Genomic DNA, 21,684 nt, shown 5'->3' on the forward strand with positions numbered 1-21,684 from the left:
TATGGAGCATCTGCACATGAAAACCCGTACCCAACAAATCGAAGAACTGAAGAAAGAATGGACACAACCGCGCTGGGAAGGCATTCGTCGTCCGTACAGCGCGGAAGAAGTGGTGAAATTACGCGGCTCGGTCAATCCGGAATGCACGCTGGCGCAAAATGGCGCGGCGAAAATGTGGAAGCTGCTGCACGGTGGTTCCAAAAAGGGTTATATCAATAGCCTCGGGGCGTTGACCGGCGGTCAGGCACTGCAGCAGGCGAAGGCCGGTATTGAGGCTGTCTATCTTTCCGGCTGGCAGGTTGCGGCGGATGCCAACCTGGCATCCAGTATGTATCCGGATCAGTCCCTCTACCCGGCGAACTCCGTGCCGTCGGTGGTTGATCGAATCAACAACACCTTCCGCCGTGCGGATCAGATCCAGTGGGCGGCAGGCATCGAACCCAACGATCCGCGCTTTATTGACTACTTCCTGCCGATCGTCGCGGATGCGGAAGCGGGTTTCGGCGGCGTGCTGAACGCGTTCGAGCTGATGAAATCAATGATTGAGGCCGGTGCAGCGGCCGTTCACTTCGAAGATCAGCTGGCATCGGTGAAGAAGTGCGGACACATGGGCGGTAAGGTGCTGGTTCCGACCCAGGAAGCGATTCAGAAGCTGGTTGCCGCGCGTCTGGCGGCAGACGTACTCGGCGTGCCGACGCTGGTCATTGCCCGTACCGATGCGGATGCGGCTGACCTGATCACCTCTGACTGCGATCCGTACGACAGCGAGTTCATCACCGGTGAGCGCACCAGTGAAGGGTTCTATCGTACCCATGCAGGCATCGAACAGGCGATCAGCCGTGGCCTGGCGTATGCCCCTTACGCCGACCTGGTCTGGTGTGAAACCTCCACGCCGGATCTGGCGCTGGCAAAACGTTTTGCCGATGCCATTCATGCGAAATATCCGGGCAAACTGCTGGCCTATAACTGCTCGCCGTCCTTCAACTGGCAGAAGAATCTGGATGATAAAACCATCGCCAGCTTCCAGCAGCAGCTTTCTGACATGGGCTACAAGTACCAGTTCATTACCCTGGCGGGTATCCACAGCATGTGGTTCAACATGTTCGACCTTGCACATGCTTATGCGCAGGGTGAAGGCATGAAGCACTACGTCGAGAAGGTTCAGCAGCCAGAATTTGCCGCCGGAAAAGAGGGTTATACCTTCGTTTCTCACCAGCAGGAAGTGGGTACGGGCTACTTCGACAACGTGACCACCATCATTCAGGGCGGTGCCTCCTCCGTCACCGCCTTAACGGGATCAACCGAAGAAGCACAGTTCTAATCGTTTCCCCCTCTCCCCCCTCGGGGAGAGGGTTGGGGTGAGGGGGAATATATGTCGCGTGGCCTGGAATTACTGATTGCTCAAACTATTTTGCAGGGCTTCGATGCCCAGTATGGTCGTTTTCTTGAAGTGACATCCGGTGCGCAACAGCGCTTCGAACATGCAGACTGGCATGCGGTTCAGCAGGCCATGAAGCAGCGTATTCACCTTTATGACCACCACGTGGGTCTGGTGGTGGAGCAGTTGCGCTGTATTACCGATGGTAAAAGCCCGGATGCGGACTTTTTACTGCGCGTGAAAGAGCACTACACCCATTTATTACCTGACTACCCGCGCTTCGAGATTGCGGAGAGCTTTTTCAACTCCGTCTATTGCCGGTTATTTGACCACCGCTCATTATCTCCTGAGCGGTTATTTATCTTCAGCTCTCAGCCTGAACGACGATTTCGTGCTATCCCACGTCCGCTGGCGAAAGATTTCTTCCCGGAACGCGGGTGGGAGAAGCTTTTGCACCGTGTGCTAACCGATTTGCCGCTGCGTTTGCCCTGGGAGAATAAAACCCGGGATATAGGATATATCCACACCCACCTGCGCGAAACCTTCGGCGAGGCGTTGCTCGGCCGCAGCCACTTGCAGGTTGCCAACGAGCTTTTCTATCGCAATAAAGCCGCCTGGCTGGTAGGAAAACTGGTCACGCCATCGGCCATCGTACCGTTTCTGCTCCCCATCCATCGCACAGATGACGGGGAACTGTTTGTCGATACCTGCCTGACCACCAGCGCCGAGGCCAGCATTGTATTTGGCTTCGCCCGCTCCTATTTCATGGTGTACGCACCGTTGCCTGCCGCGCTGGTGGAATGGCTGCGGGAGATCCTGCCGGGCAAAACCACCGCCGAGCTGTATATGGCGATTGGCTGTCAGAAGCACGCTAAAACGGAAAGCTATCGGGAATACCTGCGTTATGTCACCACCGCAGATGAACAGTTTATCGAAGCGCCTGGCATTCGCGGCATGGTGATGCTGGTGTTTACGCTTCCGGGGTTCGACCGCGTATTTAAGGTCATTAAAGACCGGTTCGCGCCGCAGAAAGAGATGACCGCCGCGCACGTCCGCGCCTGCTATCAGCTGGTCAAAGAGCATGACCGTGTCGGACGTATGGCGGATACTCAGGAATTCGAAAACTTTGTGCTGGATAAGCAACAGATCGACCCGGCGCTGATGGCGCTTTTGCTCAAGGAAGCATCGGGGAAAATCACCGATCTTGGCGACAAAATCGTGATTAGCCATCTTTACATCGAGCGCCGCATGGTGCCGCTGAACATCTGGCTGGAGCAGTCCGAGGGTCAGGCGCTGCGCGATGCTATAGAAGAATACGGTAACGCGATTCGCCAGCTTGCCGCGGCCAATATTTTTCCGGGCGATATGCTGTTTAAAAACTTCGGCGTCACGCGCCACGGGCGAGTGGTGTTTTATGATTACGACGAGATTTGCTACATGACCGAAGTGAATTTCCGCGATATCCCGCCGCCCCGTTACCCGGAAGATGAACTGTCTGGTGAACCGTGGTACAGCGTTTCGCCGGGCGATGTCTTTCCCGAAGAGTTTCGCCACTGGCTGTGCGCCGACCCGCGCATCGGGCCGCTATTTGAAGAGATGCACGCCGACCTTTTTCGTGCCAGCTACTGGCGTGGGCTGCAAACGCGGATCAAAAACGGGCATGTGGAAGATATGTACGCTTACCGCCGCAAGCAGCGGTTTTGCATCCGCTTTTCTCCCTCTCCCTGTGGGAGAGGGCCGGGGTGAGGGCATCAGGCCGCACTCAATTTTAACGAATCCCACCATACGCCAGCGTCACCTCTTTCGCCGCCTTAATCACCAGCGCACCTAACTCGGTAACGCGGTCGTCGGTCATGCGCGAAATCGGCCCGGAGATAGAGATGGCGGCAAACGGCTCGCGGTGCTCGTCAAAGATACAGGCCGCGATACAGCGCAGACCCAAAGCATGTTCTTCATCATCAAATGAATAGCCACGCTTGCGGGTTAACGCCAGATCCTCTTTCAGATGCACCGGCGAAACCAGCGTGGCATGGGTATAGGCGTGCAGCCCTTTACGATGCAGCAGCCCTGTCACCTGCTCTTCGCTGAGCTGAGACAGAAACGCTTTTCCTGCCCCGGATGCATGCATCGGCAGTTTACCGCCAATCGGCGCGGACATACGCATCAGCTGCGTGCACTGCACCTGATCGATAATGATTGCCTGATGATCGCTCTGGTCAAGCACCGCCAGGTTTACCGTCTCGCCGGAATCTTCCATCAGCTTGCGCAGAATCGGATGCACAATCGCCAGCAGATTGCGGCTTTGCAGGAAGCTGCTGCCAACGATAAAGGCATGTGCGCCCACCGCCCAGTGTCCAAGCTCGCCTACCTGGCGGACAAAGCCCAACTGCTGCATAGTGGTCAGCAGGCGGTGCGTGGTGGAGTTCGGCAGGCCAGCCTGCTGGGCCAGCTCCGTCAGGGCCACGCTGCTGTGCGACTCGGCTATCCACTCCAGCAGCTTCAGACCGCGCGTGAGCGATTGAACCTGTCCGCTCGGTTGTGCTGCGGGGGTGGCAGCAGGTTTTCTGCCGCGTTTGGCGGGAACGGTCGCGACCATGACGATCTCCTTTTTCTGTATCGTGGAAATCATTTTCGTTTTATTTGGTGATTTTGCAACCGTTATCCTGACTGATCGGAGGAGTGATGGTGAACATGTCTCATGTTACCGCTGTGTGACTTTTCCACCCTGCGAGATTGTGCCAGTATGGAACGCAGCCTTTTTGGCCTTGTTGAGCGTTGTCGGGAGCAAGTGTGAGCAGCAAAGTAGAGCAACTGCGTGCGCAGTTAAATGAACGAATTCTGGTGCTGGACGGCGGCATGGGCACGATGATCCAGGGCTATCGTCTGAGTGAAGACGATTTCCGCGGCGAACGCTTCGCTGACTGGCCTTGCGATCTGAAAGGTAACAACGACCTGCTGGTGCTCAGCAAGCCGTCCGTCATTAAGGATATCCACAATGCCTACTTCGAGGCAGGGGCGGATATCGTTGAAACCAACACCTTTAACTCGACAACCATCGCCATGGCGGATTACCAGATGGAATCCCTGTCGGCGGAGATCAACTTTGAGGCGGCTAAACTGGCTCGTGCCTGCGCAGACGAATGGACGGCCCGCACGCCGGACAAACCGCGCTACGTTGCCGGGGTGCTAGGTCCGACGAACCGCACCGCGTCGATTTCACCGGACGTCAACGACCCGGCGTTTCGTAATATCACCTTCGATCAGCTGGTGGCGGCCTACCGTGAATCGACCAAAGCGCTGGTGGAAGGCGGTTCCGACCTGATCCTGATTGAAACGGTTTTCGACACCCTCAACGCCAAAGCCGCGATTTACGCGGTGAAAGAGGAGTTCGAGGCACTGGGCGTTGACCTGCCGATCATGATTTCCGGCACCATTACCGACGCCTCCGGCCGTACCCTGTCCGGCCAGACCACCGAAGCGTTTTATAACTCCCTGCGCCACGCGGAAGCGCTCTCCTTTGGCCTGAACTGTGCTCTGGGGCCAGATGAACTGCGCCAGTACGTGCAGGAGTTATCGCGCATCGCAGAATGCTATGTCACCGCGCACCCGAACGCCGGTCTGCCTAATGCCTTTGGTGAATACGATCTGGATGCCGACACCATGGCGGCGCAAATCCGCGAGTGGGCTGAATCTGGCTTCCTGAACATTGTTGGCGGCTGCTGCGGCACCACGCCGGAACACATTGCCGCCATGAGCAACGCCGTGGCCGGGCTGCCGCCGCGTAAACTGCCTGAGCTTCCCGTTGCCTGCCGCCTTTCCGGACTTGAGCCGTTGACCATTGGCGACGACAGCCTGTTTGTGAACGTGGGGGAGCGGACTAACGTTACCGGTTCTGCAAAGTTCAAACGTCTGATCAAAGAAGAGAAATACAGCGAAGCGCTGGACGTCGCCCGCCAGCAGGTGGAAAGCGGCGCGCAGATTATTGATATCAACATGGACGAGGGGATGCTCGACGCCGAAGCGGCGATGGTGCGTTTCCTCAACCTGATTGCCGGCGAGCCGGACATTGCCCGCGTGCCGATCATGATCGACTCTTCCAAATGGGAAGTTATCGAAAATGGGCTGAAGTGCATTCAGGGTAAAGGCATCGTCAACTCTATCTCGATGAAAGAGGGGGTCGATATCTTTATCCACCACGCGAAGATGGTCCGCCGCTACGGTGCCGCCGTGGTGGTCATGGCCTTCGACGAAGTGGGCCAGGCGGATACCCGCGAGCGTAAAATTGAGATATGCCGCCGCGCGTACAAAATTTTGACCGAAGAGGTGGGTTTCCCGCCGGAAGACATCATCTTCGACCCGAACATTTTCGCCGTCGCGACCGGGATTGAAGAGCATAACAACTATGCCCAGGACTTTATCGGCGCATGTGAAGACATTAAACGTGAATTGCCGCATGCGTTAATCTCCGGCGGCGTGTCGAACGTGTCGTTCTCGTTCCGCGGCAACGACCCGGTGCGTGAAGCGATCCACGCCGTGTTCCTCTACTACGCCATCCGCAACGGGATGGACATGGGGATCGTAAACGCCGGCCAGCTGGCGATTTACGATGACCTCCCTGCCGAGCTTCGCGACGCGGTAGAAGATGTCATCCTTAACCGTCGCGACGACGCCACCGAGCGCATGCTGGACCTCGCGGAGAAATACCGCGGCAGCAAAACGGATGAATCGGCCAACGTTCAGCAGGCCGAGTGGCGTTCCTGGGACGTGAAAAAGCGTCTGGAATATTCGCTGGTGAAAGGCATCACCGAGTTTATTGAGCAGGACACCGAAGAAGCGCGCCAGCATTCAGCTCGCCCGATTGAGGTTATCGAAGGCCCGCTGATGGACGGCATGAACGTGGTCGGCGATCTGTTCGGCGAGGGAAAAATGTTCCTGCCGCAGGTGGTGAAATCTGCCCGCGTGATGAAGCAGGCCGTGGCCTATCTGGAGCCGTTTATCGAGGCCAGCAAAGAGAAAGGCTCCAGCAACGGCAAGATGGTCATCGCCACCGTGAAGGGCGACGTGCACGACATCGGCAAGAATATCGTCGGCGTGGTGCTGCAGTGCAATAACTACGAAATTATCGACCTCGGGGTAATGGTCCCGGCGGATAAAATCCTCAAAACCGCGCGTGAGGTGAATGCCGACCTGATTGGCCTTTCCGGGCTGATCACGCCGTCGCTGGACGAGATGGTCAACGTGGCGAAAGAGATGGAGCGTCAGGGCTTCACTATTCCGTTATTGATTGGCGGGGCAACCACGTCGAAAGCGCATACGGCGGTAAAAATCGAACAGAACTACAGCGGCCCGACGGTCTATGTGCAGAACGCCTCGCGCACCGTAGGCGTGGTGTCCGCGCTGCTCTCCGACACTCAGCGCGATGACTTCGTGGCGCGCACCCGCAAAGAGTACGAAACCGTCCGCATCCAGCACGGTCGTAAGAAACCGCGCACGCCGCCGGTTTCACTTCAGGCGGCGCGCGATAACGATCTGGCGTTTGACTGGTCGAGCTATACCCCGCCGGTTGCGCACCGTCTGGGCGTGCAGGATGTCACCGCCAGCATCGAAACGCTGCGTAACTACATCGACTGGACACCGTTCTTCATGACCTGGTCGCTGGCGGGCAAATATCCGCGCATCCTCGAGGATGAGGTGGTAGGTGAAGAGGCGAAGCGGTTGTTTAAAGATGCCAATGACATGCTCGACAAGCTGAGTGCAGAGAAATCCCTCAATCCGCGCGGCGTGGTGGGGCTGTTCCCGGCGAACCGCGTGGGTGACGATGTGGAAATCTACCGCGATGAAACCCGCACGCATGTGCTGACCGTGAGCCATCACCTGCGTCAGCAAACGGAGAAAGTGGGCTTCGCCAACTACTGTCTGGCGGATTTCGTCGCACCGAAACTGAGTGGCAAAGCCGACTATATCGGCGCCTTTGCGGTAACCGGCGGACTTGAAGAGGATGTGCTGGCGGAAGCATACGAAGCGCAGCATGATGATTACAACAAAATCATGGTCAAAGCGATTGCCGACCGCCTGGCGGAAGCCTTCGCTGAGTATCTGCATGAGCGCGTACGTAAGGTGTACTGGGGCTACGCGGCCAATGAAAACCTCAGCAACGAGGAGCTGATCCGCGAAAACTACCAGGGCATTCGCCCGGCGCCGGGCTATCCGGCCTGCCCGGAGCACACCGAAAAAGGCACCATCTGGAAACTTCTCGATGTTGAGGCCCATACGGGGATGAAACTCACCGAGTCGTTTGCCATGTGGCCAGGTGCCTCTGTTTCCGGCTGGTATTTCAGCCACCCGGACAGCAAGTACTTTGCCGTGGCGCAGCTACAGCGCGATCAGATCGAAGATTACGCCCTGCGCAAAGGCATGAGCGTGTCAGAAGTCGAGCGCTGGCTGGCGCCTAATCTCGGCTACGACGCCGACTAAAATCACTTTTCCTTACAACAAACAGGGCGCTCATGGGGCGCCCTGTCTCTTTCTTACGTTTAAACCCTTATACTGAACCTAAGGAAAATGAATAACGATAAGGAGGAAAACCTTCCGTGCTGACCCTGTTACATCTGCTCTCCGCAGTCGCACTGCTCGTTTGGGGGACCCATATCGTCCGTACCGGCGTGATGCGCGTCTTTGGTGCTCGTTTACGCACCGTTCTCAGCAGCAGCGTTGAGAAGAAGCCGCTCGCCTTTTGTGCGGGGATAGGCGTCACGGCGCTGGTTCAGAGCAGTAATGCCACCACCCTTCTTGTCACCTCCTTTGTGGCACAGGATCTGGTGGCGCTCGCGCCGGCACTGGTGATCGTGCTGGGGGCCGACGTGGGTACCGCGCTGATGGCGCGTATTCTGACGTTCGATCTCTCCTGGCTGTCGCCGCTGCTGATTTTCATTGGCGTCATCTTCTTCCTCGGGCGCAAACAGACGCGTGCCGGGCAGCTTGGGCGCGTGGGGATTGGCCTGGGGCTGATCCTGCTGGCGCTGGAGCTGATTGTGCAGGCGGTCACCCCCATCACCGAAGCCAACGGCGTTCAGGTCATCTTCGCCTCTCTGACCGGTGACATCATGCTGGACGCGCTGATTGGCGCGGTGTTTGCCATCGTCAGCTATTCAAGCCTGGCAGCAGTATTGCTGACGGCCACGCTCACCGCTGCCGGGGCGATCTCCTTCCCGGTGGCGCTATGTCTGGTGATTGGTGCGAACCTGGGGTCTGGCCTGCTGGCAATGCTCAACAACAGTGCCGCCAACGCTGCGGCTCGCCGCGTGGCGCTCGGCAGCCTGCTGTTTAAGCTGGTGGGTAGCCTGATTATCCTGCCGTTTGTGCACCCGCTGGCGAACCTGATGGATAACCTCTCGCTGCCGAAAGCGGAGCTGGTGATCTATTTCCACGTTTTCTATAACCTGTTGCGCTGCCTGGCGATGGTGCCTTTTGCGGGGCCGATGGCACGCTTTTGCGAACGACTCATTCAGGATGAACCGGAGCTGGATGCGCGCCTGAAACCGAAGCATCTGGATACCTCCGCGCTGGATACCCCGGCGCTGGCGCTGGCGAATGCCGCCCGCGAGACGCTACGCATGGGTGATGCGATGGAAACCATGCTCGAAGGGCTGCAGAAGGTGATGCACGGCGAACCGCGCGAAGAGAAAGAGTTGCGCAGGCTGGCGGACGATATCAACGTGCTTTATACCGCCATTAAGCTCTATCTGGCGCGTATTCCGCAGGATGAACTGGCGGAAGAGGAGTCTCGCCGCTGGGCAGAAATCATCGAGATGTCGCTCAACCTGGAGCAAGCCTCCGATATCGTGGAGCGTATGGGGAGTGAGATTGCAGATAAGTCACTGGCAGCACGTCGGGCATTCTCCATTGAGGGCCTGAAGGAACTGGAGGCGCTCCACGAACAGCTGTTGAGCAACCTGAAGCTGGCGATGCTGGTCTTCTTCTCCAGCGACGTGCCGAGCGCGCGCCGCCTGCGTCGTAACAAGCATCGCTTCCGCATCCTCAACCGTCGCTACTCGCACGCCCACGTTGAGCGTCTTCACCAGCAAAACGTGCAGAGTATCGAGACCAGCTCCCTGCACCTGGGGCTGCTGGGGGACATGAAGCGTCTTAACTCGTTGTTCTGCGCGGTGGCCTATAGCGTGATGGAACAGCCGGATGAAGATGACGAGCGGGACGAGTATTAATCTCTGAAAGCGCCTCGCAAAACCGTTTTGCGAGGCGTGACACCTTATAAAGCGCCATTTACGCTGCAGACCTTACATTTTTAAGGGAATAGAAAATGCTCGTTTATTACGCTACACTTCGCCAATTCATGCGCATACCGATGGGGGTTCTCATGCGCACTACTCATGGCATCAAAAAATCAGTCAATGTGTCGTTAGCACCAGAAATCCTTGAAGAGGCGCGACGGCTTAAACTTAATCTCTCTGCTGTACTCACGGCTGCATTGCAGGAGCAGTTTCGTGCGCATCAGCGTGCAGAGTGGTTAGCAGAAAATAAAGCGTCTATCGAGGCTATTAACCAGTGGGTTGATGAAAACGGCTCCTTTAGTGACTTTCAGAGGTCGTTCTGATGGAGCAATATTTTGCTTATGAGAATGAAGGTAAGGGGAAAACTGCCTATCCCTGGCTAATCAATATGCAGCATCCCGTGGCCAATGTGATGAAGCATGTTCTGGTCGCCCCCACAGTTGAGCTTAGCCACCTGGGAGGCATTCAGCCGCCTGCGAAAGTGTGCCCTGTCGTTGAGATAGCGGGTAAGCCCTGCGTGGTTATGATGCACATGATGGCAGGCATATCGCCAAAAGAGTTAGGCGAGCGTGTCGCCGATCTTACTCAAAACCGGGCCTCATTGCGGGATGCACTCGATTTTTTGATCAACGGTTACTAACACTTTTTTGTCAGCCGCAAGGTAAGGTATATTTCGCCCTTCACAGGAGAAACTATGCTGCCAACTCAATCAACCCGATTAAACAAATACATTAGCGAGAGCGGGATCTGCTCACGTCGCGAGGCTGACCGTTACATTGAACAAGGTAACGTGTTTCTTAACGGCAAACGCGCCACCATCGGCGATCAGGTGATGCCTGGCGACGTGGTCAAAGTGAATGGTCAGGTCATCGAACCGCGTGATGCAGAAGACCTGGTGTTTATCGCGTTGAATAAACCGGTTGGGATTGTCAGCACCACGGAAGACGGTGAGCGAGACAACATCGTTGATTTCGTGAACCACAGCAGCCGCATTTTCCCGATTGGCCGTCTGGATAAAGATTCGCAGGGGCTGATTTTCCTCACCAACCATGGCGATCTGGTGAACAAAATCCTGCGAGCTGGTAACGACCATGAGAAAGAGTACATCGTTACGGTAAACAAACTGGTAACGGACGAGTTTATCCGCGGAATGAGCGCAGGCGTGCCGATCCTGGGTACGGTGACGAAGAAGTGTAAGGTCAAGAAAGAAGCGCCTTTCGCGTTCCGTATTACCCTGATACAGGGCTTAAACCGCCAGATCCGCCGCATGTGCGAGTACTTCGGTTATGAAGTGACGAAGCTTGAACGTACGCGCATCATGAACGTCAGCCTGTCCGGGATCCCGCTGGGCGAGTGGCGTGACTTAACGGATGACGAGCTGATTGAGCTGTTCAGGCTTATCGAAAACTCGTCGTCAGAAGCGAAGCCGAAGGCTAAGGCGAAGCCGAAAACCCAGGCGATTAAACGCCCGGTGGTGAAGGCGCCGCAGGCGGAAGAGAAAGGGCGAGGCAAGCCGGGTAACGGTAAGCGCTTTACCCAGCCGGGTCGTAAAAAGAAAGGGCGCTGATTAGCGCCTTCCACGGGTTGACGTGCTGGCGGACCAGGAGAAGGTCGCCTCTGCATCCGGTTTATAAGCCTGCTCTTTTTTCAGTTTGCGGGCTTTCTTCGCCGCGGCGTCACGTTCCGCCATCAGCTTGTCGATGTACTCTTTTTTCACCTGATTGGTTTCGGCGTTCGTCAGCGTGCGGCCATGTGCAATGCGGGCGCGGTCGAGAAGCGTTTTCAGTTCGCGCTGCTCGGCTTCCGTCATGTCTTTCTGGGTCAAACGTGGTGTAGCCATTGCTGAAGCCTCCTGAGGGGGAGGCTTCAGTGTAAAGCAATTTAACCTTGTTTTACCGCTTCTTTTTTCGTTTGTGCATTAATCGGTTTGCCGGACCAGTAGCCCGCCAGCAGCGAACCTGAAAGATTGTGCCACACCGAGAACAGGGCACCCGGCAGGGCCGCCAGCGGCGAGAAGTAAATTTTGCCAAGCGCCGCCGCCAGACCGGAGTTCTGCATCCCGACTTCAATCGCCAGCGTGCGGCAGGTGGATTCGTCGAAACCAAACAGCTTCCCGCCCCAGTATCCTCCCAGCAGGCCGATGGTGTTATGCAGCACGACTGCGACGATCACCACAAAACCGACGGAAGCAATGTGCGAGGCAGAACCCGCCACCACGGCGCTGATGATGGCCAGAATGCAGACCATCGAAAACGCAGGCAGGTAGGACTCAACGGCTTTCACCACGCGCGGGAACAGATGGTGAATGACCAGCCCCAGGGCAATCGGGATCACCACAATCTGCAGAATGCTGAGCAGCATCCCCATCACGTCCACCTGAATATGCGCGTCCACGTACAGGCGGGTTAACAGCGGCGTGGCAATCACGCCCACCAGCGTGGAAACGGATGAAATGGTAACGGAGAGGGCTACATCCCCTTTCGCCAGATAGATCATGACGTTAGACGCTGTGCCGCTGGCGACGCTGCCCACCAGCACCATTCCGGCAGAGAGATCCGGCGGCATCTTAAAGGCCATCGCCAGCAGCCACGCCGCGAGCGGCATCACCAGGTAATGCAGGAAGATACCCGCAGCAACCGGCGCCGGGCGCGACAGCACGCGTTTGAAATCGTCGATTTTTAAATGCACGCCCATGCCGAACATAATCAGCATCAGCAGCGTGGCGACCCACGGACCAATACCGGTGAACGTGGCGGGTGTGTAATACGCGAGTACAGAGAGCAGCAGCGCCCATAACGGGAACAGCCGCGTGATGGCGGATAACATAGTGGATTCCTTGCAGTATTGTCGTGTTGTTTAGTTATAAAAAAGCCGGGTCTGTGCCCGGCTTATCGATATTGTTTAACGTGCTAACGAATTTTATTCAAACAAATTCTGATGAAGTTTCTGCACGACCTGCTCAGCCTGATCGGCAGGGACCAGGAAACAAAGGTTGTAGCTGGAGGCACCGTAGCAAATCATGCGGATGTTGAACGGGTCGAGCACACCAAACACCTCTTTGCCCACGCCGCAGGCGCGCGACAGCTTGTTGCCAATGATGGCCACCAGCGCCAGGTTTTCTTCCACTTCCACGCGGCACAGCTCGGACAACTCAATCAGCAGCGACTGCGTCAGCAGGGTATCGCCGGTGGAGGTCGAGCCGGTGGTGTCCAGCGTCAGCGCAATACTCACTTCGGAGGTGGTGATGAGGTCTACGGAGATATTGTGACGCGCCAGAATGCCAAACACCTCTGCCAGGAAACCGCGGGAGTGGAGCATATTGTGGCTATGCAGCGTCACCAGCGTCTGGCGACGGCGCAGGGCCAGCGCACGGAACAGCGGTGGATTTTCCGTTTTCTTGCAAACCAGCGTGCCGCCCGCTTTAGGATCTTTACTGGAGCCCACGAAGACCGGAATATCGCTGCGCACGGCTGGCAGCAGCGTTGCCGGGTGTAGCACCTTCGCGCCGAAGGTGGCCATTTCCGCCGCTTCTTCAAACGCGATCACATCAATACGTTTCGCCGCGGAAACCACGCGCGGGTCGGTGGTGTAGATACCCGGCACGTCAGTCCAGATATCCACACGGGTGGCATGCAGAGCTTCACCCAGCAGAGCCGCGGTATAGTCGCTGCCGCCACGGCCCAGCGTCGTCGTGCGACCTTTGGCTTCGCTGCCGATAAAGCCCTGGGTGACCACCATGCCTTCAGCCAGGCGCGGGGCCAGTTGCTGGTTGGTGAGCTCAGCCAGCATCTCAACGTCCGGTTCAGCGCGGCCGAAACGGTCACTGGTGCGCATCACTTTACGCACGTCAAACCACTGCGCCTGAACGTTACGTTCGCGCATGATTTCAACGAACAGCAGGGTAGACATCAATTCACCGTGGCTGACCAGTTCATCGGTCAGGGCGGTGGAGGTGGCCAGAGACGCTGCTTCTGCCAGGGTAGTGATATTTTCCAGCAGGCGTTCCACTTCTTCGCGGATCACGTTTGGATTTTGCAGACGCTCAAGGATGTCGAACTGAATTTTGCGCAGTGCATCCAGCTTCACGAAACGTTCTGTCGCTTCCAGTCCTTCAGACAGAGAAACCAGCAGGTTCGTCACGCCAGCGGATGCGGAGAGCACCACCAGGCGGGTATTCGGATCGGCCAGCACCACATCGGCGCTGCGGTTCATGGCATCGTAGTCGGCCACACTGGTGCCGCCAAACTTGGCGACCACAAAACTCGTCATAACAACCTCGTGTCAGGGAATGAATAAGCGACCTTGGCACAAGAGTGAAACGAAAACAGGTGCAGGCGCAAAATACGGCCCTATAAATAAAATGCGGGGGAGGTCCTGTCAATGCTGGGATTATGCGGATTTTTTATGGGGGGGTACCCCTGAGAAACAGGACTTATAACAGGGCCATATTTTATGCTCCGTTCTACCCCCTTTTGACCGACAATTCGCCGCCCGGGAGGGCACTTCAGCAGCTATACTTTTCGGGTCTTTTCACCTGTGTTTGATGCAGGCCAGGGCAATGGCATAAAAACCATCACAATTTTTATTTGCAGGCGCTACAATCGACCGCAGTCACAATTCTCAAATCAGAAGAGTATTGCTAATGAAAAACATCAACCCAACGCAGACCGCTGCCTGGCAGGCCCTCCAGAAACATTTTGATGAAATGAAAGACGTCACCATCGCGGATCTGTTCGCGAAAGATGCCGATCGTTTCGCTAAGTTCTCCGCGACCTTCGACGACCTGATGCTGGTGGATTTTTCCAAAAACCGCATTACCGAAGAGACGCTGGCAAAGCTGCAGGACCTGGCAAAAGAGACTCAGCTTGCCGACGCTATCAAGTCCATGTTCTCCGGCGAGAAAATCAACCGCACCGAAGACCGTGCTGTGCTGCACGTGGCCCTGCGTAACCGTAGCAATACGCCAATCATCGTTGACGGCAAAGATGTGATGCCGGAAGTGAACGCGGTGCTGGAAAAGATGAAAGCTTTCTCCGAAGCGATCATCTCCGGTAGCTGGAAAGGCTATACCGGTAAAGCGATCACCGACGTGGTAAACATCGGCATCGGCGGTTCTGATCTGGGTCCGTTCATGGTGACCGAAGCGCTGCGTCCGTACAAAAACCACCTCAACATGCATTTCGTGTCTAACGTCGATGGTACTCACATCGCTGAAGTGCTGAAGAACGTGAACCCGGAAACCACCCTGTTCCTGGTGGCGTCTAAAACCTTCACCACCCAGGAAACCATGACCAACGCCCACAGCGCGCGTGACTGGTTCCTGAAAACCGCGGGCGACAACAAGCACGTGGCGAAACACTTTGCGGCGCTGTCCACCAATGGTAAAGCGGTTGGCGAGTTCGGTATCGACACCGCGAACATGTTCGAGTTCTGGGACTGGGTTGGCGGCCGTTACTCTCTGTGGTCTGCCATCGGTTTGTCCATCATTCTGTCCGTAGGCTTCGATAACTTCGTTGAACTGCTCTCCGGCGCGCACGCGATGGATAAACACTTCTCCACCACCGCACCTGAGAAAAACCTGCCGGTGCTGCTGGCGCTGATTGGTATCTGGTACAACAACTTCTTTGGTGCTGAAACCGAAGCGATCCTGCCGTACGACCAGTACATGCATCGTTTTGCGGCCTACTTCCAGCAGGGCAATATGGAATCCAACGGTAAGTACGTTGACCGTAACGGCAACGCGGTGGATTACCAGACGGGTCCAATCATCTGGGGTGAGCCGGGCACTAACGGCCAGCACGCGTTCTACCAGCTGATCCACCAGGGAACCAAAATGGTACCGTGCGATTTCATCGCCCCGGCTATTACCCATAACCCGCTGTCTGACCACCATCCAAAACTGCTGTCTAACTTCTTCGCCCAGACTGAAGCGCTGGCGTTCGGTAAATCCCGCGAGGTGGTTGAGCAGGAGTATCGCGATCAGGGTAAAGATCCGGCCACGCTGGACCACGTTGTGCCGTTCAAAGTGTTTGAAGGCAACCGCCCAACCAACTCCATCCTGCTGCGTGAAATCACCCCGTTCAGCCTGGGTGCGCTGATTGCCCTGTACGAGCATAAGATCTTTACTCAGGGTGCCATCCTGAACATCTTCACCTTTGACCAGTGGGGCGTTGAACTGGGCAAACAGCTGGCAAACCGCATTCTGCCAGAGCTGGGTGACGATAAAGCGATCACCAGCCACGACAGCTCGACCAATGGTTTGATTAACCGCTATAAAGCCTGGCGCGCGTAATTAAAACATCATGAAAATGTGCCGGCGAAATGCCGGCATTTTTTTATCGGATAATTCCTGATGTCTGTTAGTTAACTCAAATTCTGGATGTGAGTTTAATCCGAAAAAGACGGTTAACCCGTTAATTGCTGCGGTTTATTTTAAGAAAATACGTAGAAGTAAGATAATGTGTTTATATTATAAATTATTGATTTTTAATATTTATATATTTTGTTTATTTGCTTTTCATTTCGATTTTATCCATTAGTCCGAAAACCCATTCCCTATTTCCCCTCACGGTAATCCCGCTGCTTTAGTTGTGTATACTCGATTCCGCCTGAATTTCTTTTCGGGCAAATCTCCATTCATTCATTGAAGGGAAATTGTTATGAAGAAAGTACTGTATGGCATTTTTGCCATATCTGCACTTGCGGCGACATCTGTCTATGCAGCTCCGGTCCAGGTCGGGGAAGCAGCAGGGTCGGCAGCGACGTCTGCGTCTGCGGGAAGCTCTACCGCAGCCAGCACCAGCGCCGTAAGTTCAGCCGTGGGTGTCGCGCTGGCGGCAACCGGTGGCGGTGATGGCTCCAATACCGGAACCACGACCACTACGACAACCAGCACCCAGTAAGACCGGGTGTTTTAATCATAACCACACTTCGGTGTGGTTATTTCGCCCCTTCGGAGAAGAGTCGTGAAGCGACCTGCAATCATTCTGATTTGCCTGCTGTTGCAGGCGTGCTCAGCCACCACCAAAGGGCTGGGTCATTCACTGTGGGACAGCCTGTTCGGTACGCCGGGCGTGCAATTGACCGATGACGAACTTCAGAACATGCCCTACGCCAGCCAGTACATGCAGCTTAATGATGGACCGCAACTGTTTGTGGTGCTCGCTTTCGATGAAAACGGGCAGCAGAAATGGGTGACGCAGGATCAGGCCACCATCGTGACGCAGCATGGCCGTATCGTGAAAACCCTGCTCGGGGGCGACAACCTGCTTGAGGTGAACAATATCGCGGCCGATCCGCTGATCAAGCCGAACCAGATTACCGACGGCGCTGGCTGGACGCGCACGATGGGCTGGACTGAACACAAGCAGGTGCGTTACGCCACGGCGCATTCCACCTTCCGCTGGGATGGCACCGACAGTGTGAAAGTGGGGAGCGATGAAACCCAGGTACGCGTGCTGGATGAAGAGGTAACAACCGACCAGGCCACCTGGCATAACCGCTTCTGGATCGACGAGGAAGGGCAAATCCGTCAGTCCCTGCAGTATCTCGGTGCCGGTTTCTTCCCAGTGAAAACCACGCTGATCAAGGCCGCAAAATCATGAAAACAATTATCCGCGTTGCGCTAATTGCGAGCCTTGCAACCCCTGCGGCATGGTCTGCAGGAACGGTGAAGGTCTACACGGCGGACAACGAGAAACCCAAAACGTTAACCAACGCTGAACATCTGCTCGATCTCGTCGGGCAGCCGAGGCTTGCCAACAGCTGGTGGCCGGGGGCGGTGATCGGCGAGCGTCAGGCAACGATTAAGGCAGAGCAAGAACATCTTGCACTGCTTGCCCGTCTGACAGGTCTGGCGGCGCAGGAAGACGGTGACGATGCCGCAGCAATCAATAGCATTCGCCAGCAGCTTCAGGCGCTGAAGGTGACTGGCCGCCAGAAGGTGAATCTTGATCCCGATGAAGTACGCGTCACGGAAAAGGGCAACCCAACCCTTGAAGGGGAGTACACCCTCTGGCTGCCCGTAAAACCGACGACGGTGACCGTGATGGGGCTTGTCAGCAGCCCGGGTAAAAAGCCCTTTACGCCAGGTCGCGACGTGGTGAGCTATCTCGACGAGCAAAGCCTGCTGAGCGGTGCCGATAACAGCTACGCCTGGGTCGTTTACCCTGACGGGCACACGCATAAAGCGCCGGTAGCTTACTGGAATAAACGTCATATCGAGCCCATGCCTGGCAGCATCATTTTTGTCGGTTTTGCCGACCATTTCTGGACGAAGGCATATGACGGGCTTAACGCCGATATCCTTCACTCCCTGACACAGCGGATACCGGAAGAATGAAAAAAACCTATCTCTACAGCATGCTGGCGCTCTGTGTAAGCGCCGCCTGTCATGCAGAAACGTATCCGGCACCCATTGGCCCGTCTCAGTCAGACTTCGGCGGCGTCGGTTTACTGCAAACGCCCACCGCGCGCATGGCGCGTGAAGGGGAAATCAGTCTGAACTACCGCGATAACGACCAGTACCGCTACTATTCCGCCTCGGTACAGCTTTTCCCGTGGCTTGAAACCACGCTGCGCTACACCGATGTGCGAACGAAACAGTACAGCAGCGTCGAGGCGTTCTCTGGCGACCAGACTTACAAAGATAAAGCCTTCGACCTCAAGCTGCGCCTGTGGGAAGAGAGCTACTGGATGCCGCAGGTGTCCGTGGGGGCCAAAGATATCGGCGGGACCGGCCTGTTTGATGCGGAATACATTGTGGCCAGCAAGGCCTGGGGGCCGTTCGACTTCTCGCTTGGCCTGGGATGGGGCTATCTCGGTACCAGCGGTAACGTCAAAAACCCGTTCTGCACCTACAGCGATAAATATTGCTACCGCGATAACAGTTACCAGAAAGCGGGTTCCATCAACGGCGACCAGATGTTCCATGGCCCGGCCTCGCTGTTCGGTGGCGTGGAATACCAGACCCCCTGGCAGCCATTGCGCCTGAAGCTGGAGTACGAAGGAAACGACTACTCGCAGGATTTCGCCGGGAAGATTGAGCAGAAGAGCAAGTTTAACGTCGGCGCCATTTATCGCGTCACCGACTGGGCCGACGTTAACCTCAGCTACGAGCGCGGTAATACCGTGATGTTTGGTTTCACGCTGCGCACCAACTTTAACGACATGCGGCCACATTACAATGATAACGCGCGGCCAGCCTACCAGCCGGAGCCGCAGGATGCGATTCTGCAGCACTCCGTGGTGGCAAATCAGCTGACGCTGCTGAAATACAATGCCGGTCTGGCGGATCCGAAGATTCAGACCAAGGGCGACACGCTTTACGTCACCGGCGAGCAGGTGAAATACCGCGACTCGCGGGAAGGGATCGAGCGCGCCAACCGGATCGTCATGAACGATCTCCCGGACGGGATCCGCACGATCCGCGTGACCGAGAACCGCCTGAACCTGCCGCAGGTGACGACGGAAACGGACGTTGCCAGCCTCAAGCGCCATCTCGAAGGCGAGCCGCTCGGGCATGAAACCGAGCTGGTGCAAAAACGCGTTGAGCCGGTCGTGCCAGACACCACCGAGCAAGGCTGGTATATCGACAAGTCGCGCTTTGATTTCCATATCGATCCGGTGCTGAACCAGTCCGTTGGCGGACCGGAAAACTTCTACATGTATCAGCTGGGCGCAATGGCGACGGCAGATCTGTGGGTCACCGACCATCTGCTGACTACCGGTAGCCTGTTCGGCAATATCGCCAACAACTACGACAAATTTAACTACACCAACCCGCCGAACGATTCAAAACTGCCGCGTGTAAGAACTCGCGTTCGTGAATACGTGCAGAACGATGTCTACGTGAATAACCTGCAGGCCAACTACTTCCAGTACTTCGGCAACGGTTTCTACGGCCAGGTGTACGGCGGATATCTGGAAACCATGTTCGGTGGCGCAGGGGCAGAGGTGCTTTACCGTCCTGTCGACAGCAACTGGGCATTTGGGATTGATGCTAACTACGTGAAACAGCGTGACTGGCGCAGCGCGCAGGACATGATGAAGTTCACCGACTACAGCGTCAAAACGGGCCATCTGACCGCCTACTGGACACCGTCATTCGCGCAGGACGTACTGGTGAAAGCCAGCGTCGGCCAGTATCTGGCGGGCGACAAGGGTGGCACGCTGGATATCTCCAAACACTTCGACAGCGGCGTCGTGGTGGGCGGTTATGCCACCATCACCAACGTCTCGCCGGACGAGTACGGAGAAGGGGACTTTACTAAAGGGGTCTATGTGTCGATTCCGCTGGATCTCTTCTCGTCAGGCCCAACCCGCAGCCGTGCGGCAGTGGGCTGGACACCGCTGACGCGCGACGGGGGCCAGCAGCTTGGGCGTAAGTTCCAGCTGTATGACATGACCAGCGATAAGAACGTTAACTTCCGTTGATGCTTGTTTGCCCGGTGGCGCTGCGCTTACCGGGCCTACAAGAGTGTTTTTGTAGGCCGGGCAAACGCAGTGCCGACCGGCAAGAATGCTAATGCGGACAAAACATAAACAAAAAATATAGATCCCCGTCACATTTTTGCGTTATACAGGAACCTCGCCCTGGAGAATGAGGTGCTGTATGACATCCCTGACTCGCCCGCGCGTTGAGTTTATCTCAACGATCCTCCAGACCGTGCTAAATCTCGGTCTGCTAAGCCTTGGTCTGATTCTGGTCGTCTTCCTTGGCAAAGAGACGGTGCATCTGGCGGATGTGCTGTTCGCCCCTGAACAAACCAGCAAATATGCGCTGGTGGAAGGCCTGGTGGTCTACTTTCTCTACTTCGAGTTTATTGCCCTGATTGTGAAGTACTTTCAGTCGGGCTTTCACTTCCCGCTGCGCTATTTTGTCTACATTGGGATCACCGCGATTGTGCGGCTGATCATCGTCGATCATAAATCCCCCCTCGACGTGCTGATCTACTCGGCGGCGATCCTGCTGCTGGTGATCACCCTCTGGCTGTGTAACTCGAAGCGGCTGAAACGGGAATAAAAAAATGGCGCTCCGAAGAGCGCCTAACAACAGTCACAAGTTGGGTCAATACAATACGTCTAAAGTTGAGGGTTGCAGTGGCATAACAAATGAAACTTAACCTTTCACACCGCCCGCCGTCAGGCCGTTAACCAGCCAGCGCTGGGCCAGCAGGAACACCACGGTAATCGGGATGGCAGAGAGTACAGCCGCCGCAGCAAAGTCGCCCCACAGGTAGTTTTGCGGGTTGAGGTATTGCTGCATACCCACGGCCAGGGTGTAACTGTTCACGTCGCGCAGTAACAGGGAGGCGACCGGTACTTCGGTGATCGCAGCGATAAACGACAGGATAAACACCACCGCCAGGATAGGTACCGACAGCGGCAGCAGCACCAGACGGAAGGCCTGCCACGGAGTAGCGCCATCCAGCGCGGCCGCCTCTTCCAGCGAACCGTCGATGGTTTCGAAATACCCTTTGATGGTCCACACATGCAGGGCGATACCGCCAAGATAGGCGAAGATCACGCCGCCGTGGGTGTTCAGGCCGATAAACGGCACGTACTGACCCAGACGGTCAAACAGGGCATACAACGCGACCAGTGACAGCACGGCCGGGAACATCTGGAAAATGAGCATGCCTTTCAGCAGCGTCGCTTTGCCCGGGAAACGCATACGGGCGAAGGCGTAAGCACAGGTGGTGGAGAGCGTGACAATACCGATTGCGGTAATGGTCGCCACTTTCACCGAGTTCCACAGCCACAGCAGCACCGGGAACGGCGGGGGAGTCACGCGTCCATCCGCATGCTCCACGCTGAAGCCCAGCGCCAGCTTCCAGTGCTCCCAGGAGATTTCGTCCGGGATGAGACTCCCGGTCGCGAAGTTACCCGAACGCAGGGAGATAGCGATAACCATCAGCAGCGGGAACATGATTGCCGCGATGAAAATCAGCAGGCCTAAGTGTGTCGCCAGGAGGCGCAATTTCTGAGATTTGGGTTGTACCATAGCCATGATCGATG

The 21,684-nt window shown here is 56.2% G+C and carries 18 protein-coding genes; 13 read left to right on the forward strand and 5 right to left on the reverse strand.

What is annotated here, in order from left to right:
- Positions 1-16 precede the first annotated feature (16 nt).
- Both aceA and aceK read left to right on the forward strand, forming a co-directional pair.
- Positions 17-1,321: an isocitrate lyase gene (gene aceA / locus ABFI50_RS10320; RefSeq protein ID WP_014882085.1), complete on the forward strand. Its 1,305-nt coding sequence runs from the start codon at positions 17-19 to the stop codon at positions 1,319-1,321.
- A 51-nt stretch (positions 1,322-1,372) separates the two neighbouring features.
- Positions 1,373-3,124: a bifunctional isocitrate dehydrogenase kinase/phosphatase gene (aceK, locus tag ABFI50_RS10325; protein ID WP_176261110.1), complete on the forward strand. Its 1,752-nt coding sequence runs from the start codon at positions 1,373-1,375 to the stop codon at positions 3,122-3,124.
- A gap of 22 nt (positions 3,125-3,146) precedes the next feature.
- Here the strand turns inward: aceK and iclR are convergent, their stop codons facing one another.
- Positions 3,147-3,974 carry a glyoxylate bypass operon transcriptional repressor IclR gene (iclR, locus tag ABFI50_RS10330; RefSeq protein WP_074165096.1) on the reverse strand — a complete coding sequence of 276 codons (828 nt, stop codon included), beginning with the start codon at positions 3,972-3,974 and terminating at the stop codon, positions 3,147-3,149.
- 194 nt (positions 3,975-4,168) lie between these two features.
- On the opposite strand from iclR, the gene metH reads away from it, so the two are divergent.
- The 5 genes from metH to rluF all read left to right on the forward strand — a co-directional run bounded on the left by metH (position 4,169) and on the right by rluF (position 11,233).
- Entirely contained in the window at positions 4,169-7,852 is a 3,684-nt protein-coding gene (gene metH, locus ABFI50_RS10335; protein WP_347485994.1) for a methionine synthase, read from the forward strand.
- Positions 7,853-7,968: 116 nt separating this feature from the next.
- Entirely contained in the window at positions 7,969-9,600 is a 1,632-nt protein-coding gene (locus ABFI50_RS10340) for a Na/Pi cotransporter family protein (protein ID WP_347485996.1), read from the forward strand.
- A gap of 95 nt (positions 9,601-9,695) precedes the next feature.
- Positions 9,696-9,989 (forward strand): type II toxin-antitoxin system CcdA family antitoxin, encoded by a 294-nt coding sequence (locus ABFI50_RS10345; RefSeq protein ID WP_014830260.1) that lies wholly within the window; start codon positions 9,696-9,698, stop codon positions 9,987-9,989.
- Positions 9,989-10,306, forward strand: a complete 318-nt coding sequence (locus ABFI50_RS10350; protein ID WP_014882091.1) for a CcdB family protein — start codon at positions 9,989-9,991, stop codon at positions 10,304-10,306. The genes ABFI50_RS10345 and ABFI50_RS10350 overlap by 1 nt, the downstream gene beginning before the upstream one ends.
- A 54-nt stretch (positions 10,307-10,360) precedes the next feature.
- Positions 10,361-11,233: a 23S rRNA pseudouridine(2604) synthase RluF gene (gene rluF / locus ABFI50_RS10355; protein ID WP_347485999.1), complete on the forward strand. Its 873-nt coding sequence runs from the start codon at positions 10,361-10,363 to the stop codon at positions 11,231-11,233.
- Here rluF and ABFI50_RS10360 read toward each other — a convergent pair whose 3' ends face one another.
- From ABFI50_RS10360 to lysC, 3 genes are all read right to left on the reverse strand, one after another.
- Positions 11,234-11,506, reverse strand: a complete 273-nt coding sequence (locus tag ABFI50_RS10360) for a DUF3811 domain-containing protein (RefSeq protein ID WP_014882093.1) — start codon at positions 11,504-11,506, stop codon at positions 11,234-11,236.
- 41 nt (positions 11,507-11,547) lie between these two features.
- Positions 11,548-12,492, reverse strand: a complete 945-nt coding sequence (gene panS / locus ABFI50_RS10365; RefSeq protein ID WP_347486001.1) for a ketopantoate/pantoate/pantothenate transporter PanS — start codon at positions 12,490-12,492, stop codon at positions 11,548-11,550.
- A 93-nt stretch (positions 12,493-12,585) separates the two neighbouring features.
- Complete coding sequence (gene lysC / locus ABFI50_RS10370; protein WP_023331779.1) at positions 12,586-13,935, reverse strand: lysine-sensitive aspartokinase 3; 1,350 nt, start codon at positions 13,933-13,935, stop codon at positions 12,586-12,588.
- Between the two features lie 373 nt (positions 13,936-14,308).
- Here lysC and pgi point away from each other — a divergent pair, with 373 nt between their 5' ends.
- From pgi to psiE, 6 genes are all read left to right on the forward strand, one after another.
- A complete protein-coding gene (pgi, locus tag ABFI50_RS10375; RefSeq protein ID WP_014882096.1) occupies positions 14,309-15,958 on the forward strand; it encodes a glucose-6-phosphate isomerase in 1,650 nt (549 codons plus the stop codon).
- A 367-nt stretch (positions 15,959-16,325) separates the two neighbouring features.
- Positions 16,326-16,568, forward strand: coding sequence for an exopolysaccharide production protein YjbE (gene yjbE, locus ABFI50_RS10380; RefSeq protein WP_003860341.1), 243 nt, complete (start codon positions 16,326-16,328; stop codon positions 16,566-16,568).
- A gap of 63 nt (positions 16,569-16,631) precedes the next feature.
- Entirely contained in the window at positions 16,632-17,270 is a 639-nt protein-coding gene (locus ABFI50_RS10385) for a YjbF family lipoprotein (RefSeq protein WP_014882097.1), read from the forward strand.
- Complete coding sequence (locus ABFI50_RS10390) at positions 17,267-18,007, forward strand: capsule biosynthesis GfcC D2 domain-containing protein (RefSeq protein ID WP_347486005.1); 741 nt, start codon at positions 17,267-17,269, stop codon at positions 18,005-18,007. The genes ABFI50_RS10385 and ABFI50_RS10390 overlap by 4 nt, the downstream gene beginning before the upstream one ends.
- The gene (locus tag ABFI50_RS10395; RefSeq protein ID WP_014882099.1) at positions 18,004-20,100 is read left to right on the forward strand and encodes a YjbH domain-containing protein; all 2,097 of its coding nucleotides are present in this window, start codon (positions 18,004-18,006) and stop codon (positions 20,098-20,100) included. The genes ABFI50_RS10390 and ABFI50_RS10395 overlap by 4 nt, the downstream gene beginning before the upstream one ends.
- 178 nt (positions 20,101-20,278) lie before the next feature.
- Positions 20,279-20,689, forward strand: a complete 411-nt coding sequence (psiE, locus tag ABFI50_RS10400; protein WP_000202963.1) for a phosphate-starvation-inducible protein PsiE — start codon at positions 20,279-20,281, stop codon at positions 20,687-20,689.
- A 96-nt stretch (positions 20,690-20,785) separates the two neighbouring features.
- Here psiE and malG read toward each other — a convergent pair whose 3' ends face one another.
- Entirely contained in the window at positions 20,786-21,676 is an 891-nt protein-coding gene (gene malG / locus ABFI50_RS10405; protein WP_003860332.1) for a maltose ABC transporter permease MalG, read from the reverse strand.
- Between the last annotated feature and the right edge of the window lie 8 nt (positions 21,677-21,684).

This window comes from Enterobacter sp. HNDS-6, assembly GCF_039850505.1.
GTDB lineage: Bacteria > Pseudomonadota > Gammaproteobacteria > Enterobacterales > Enterobacteriaceae > Enterobacter > Enterobacter kobei.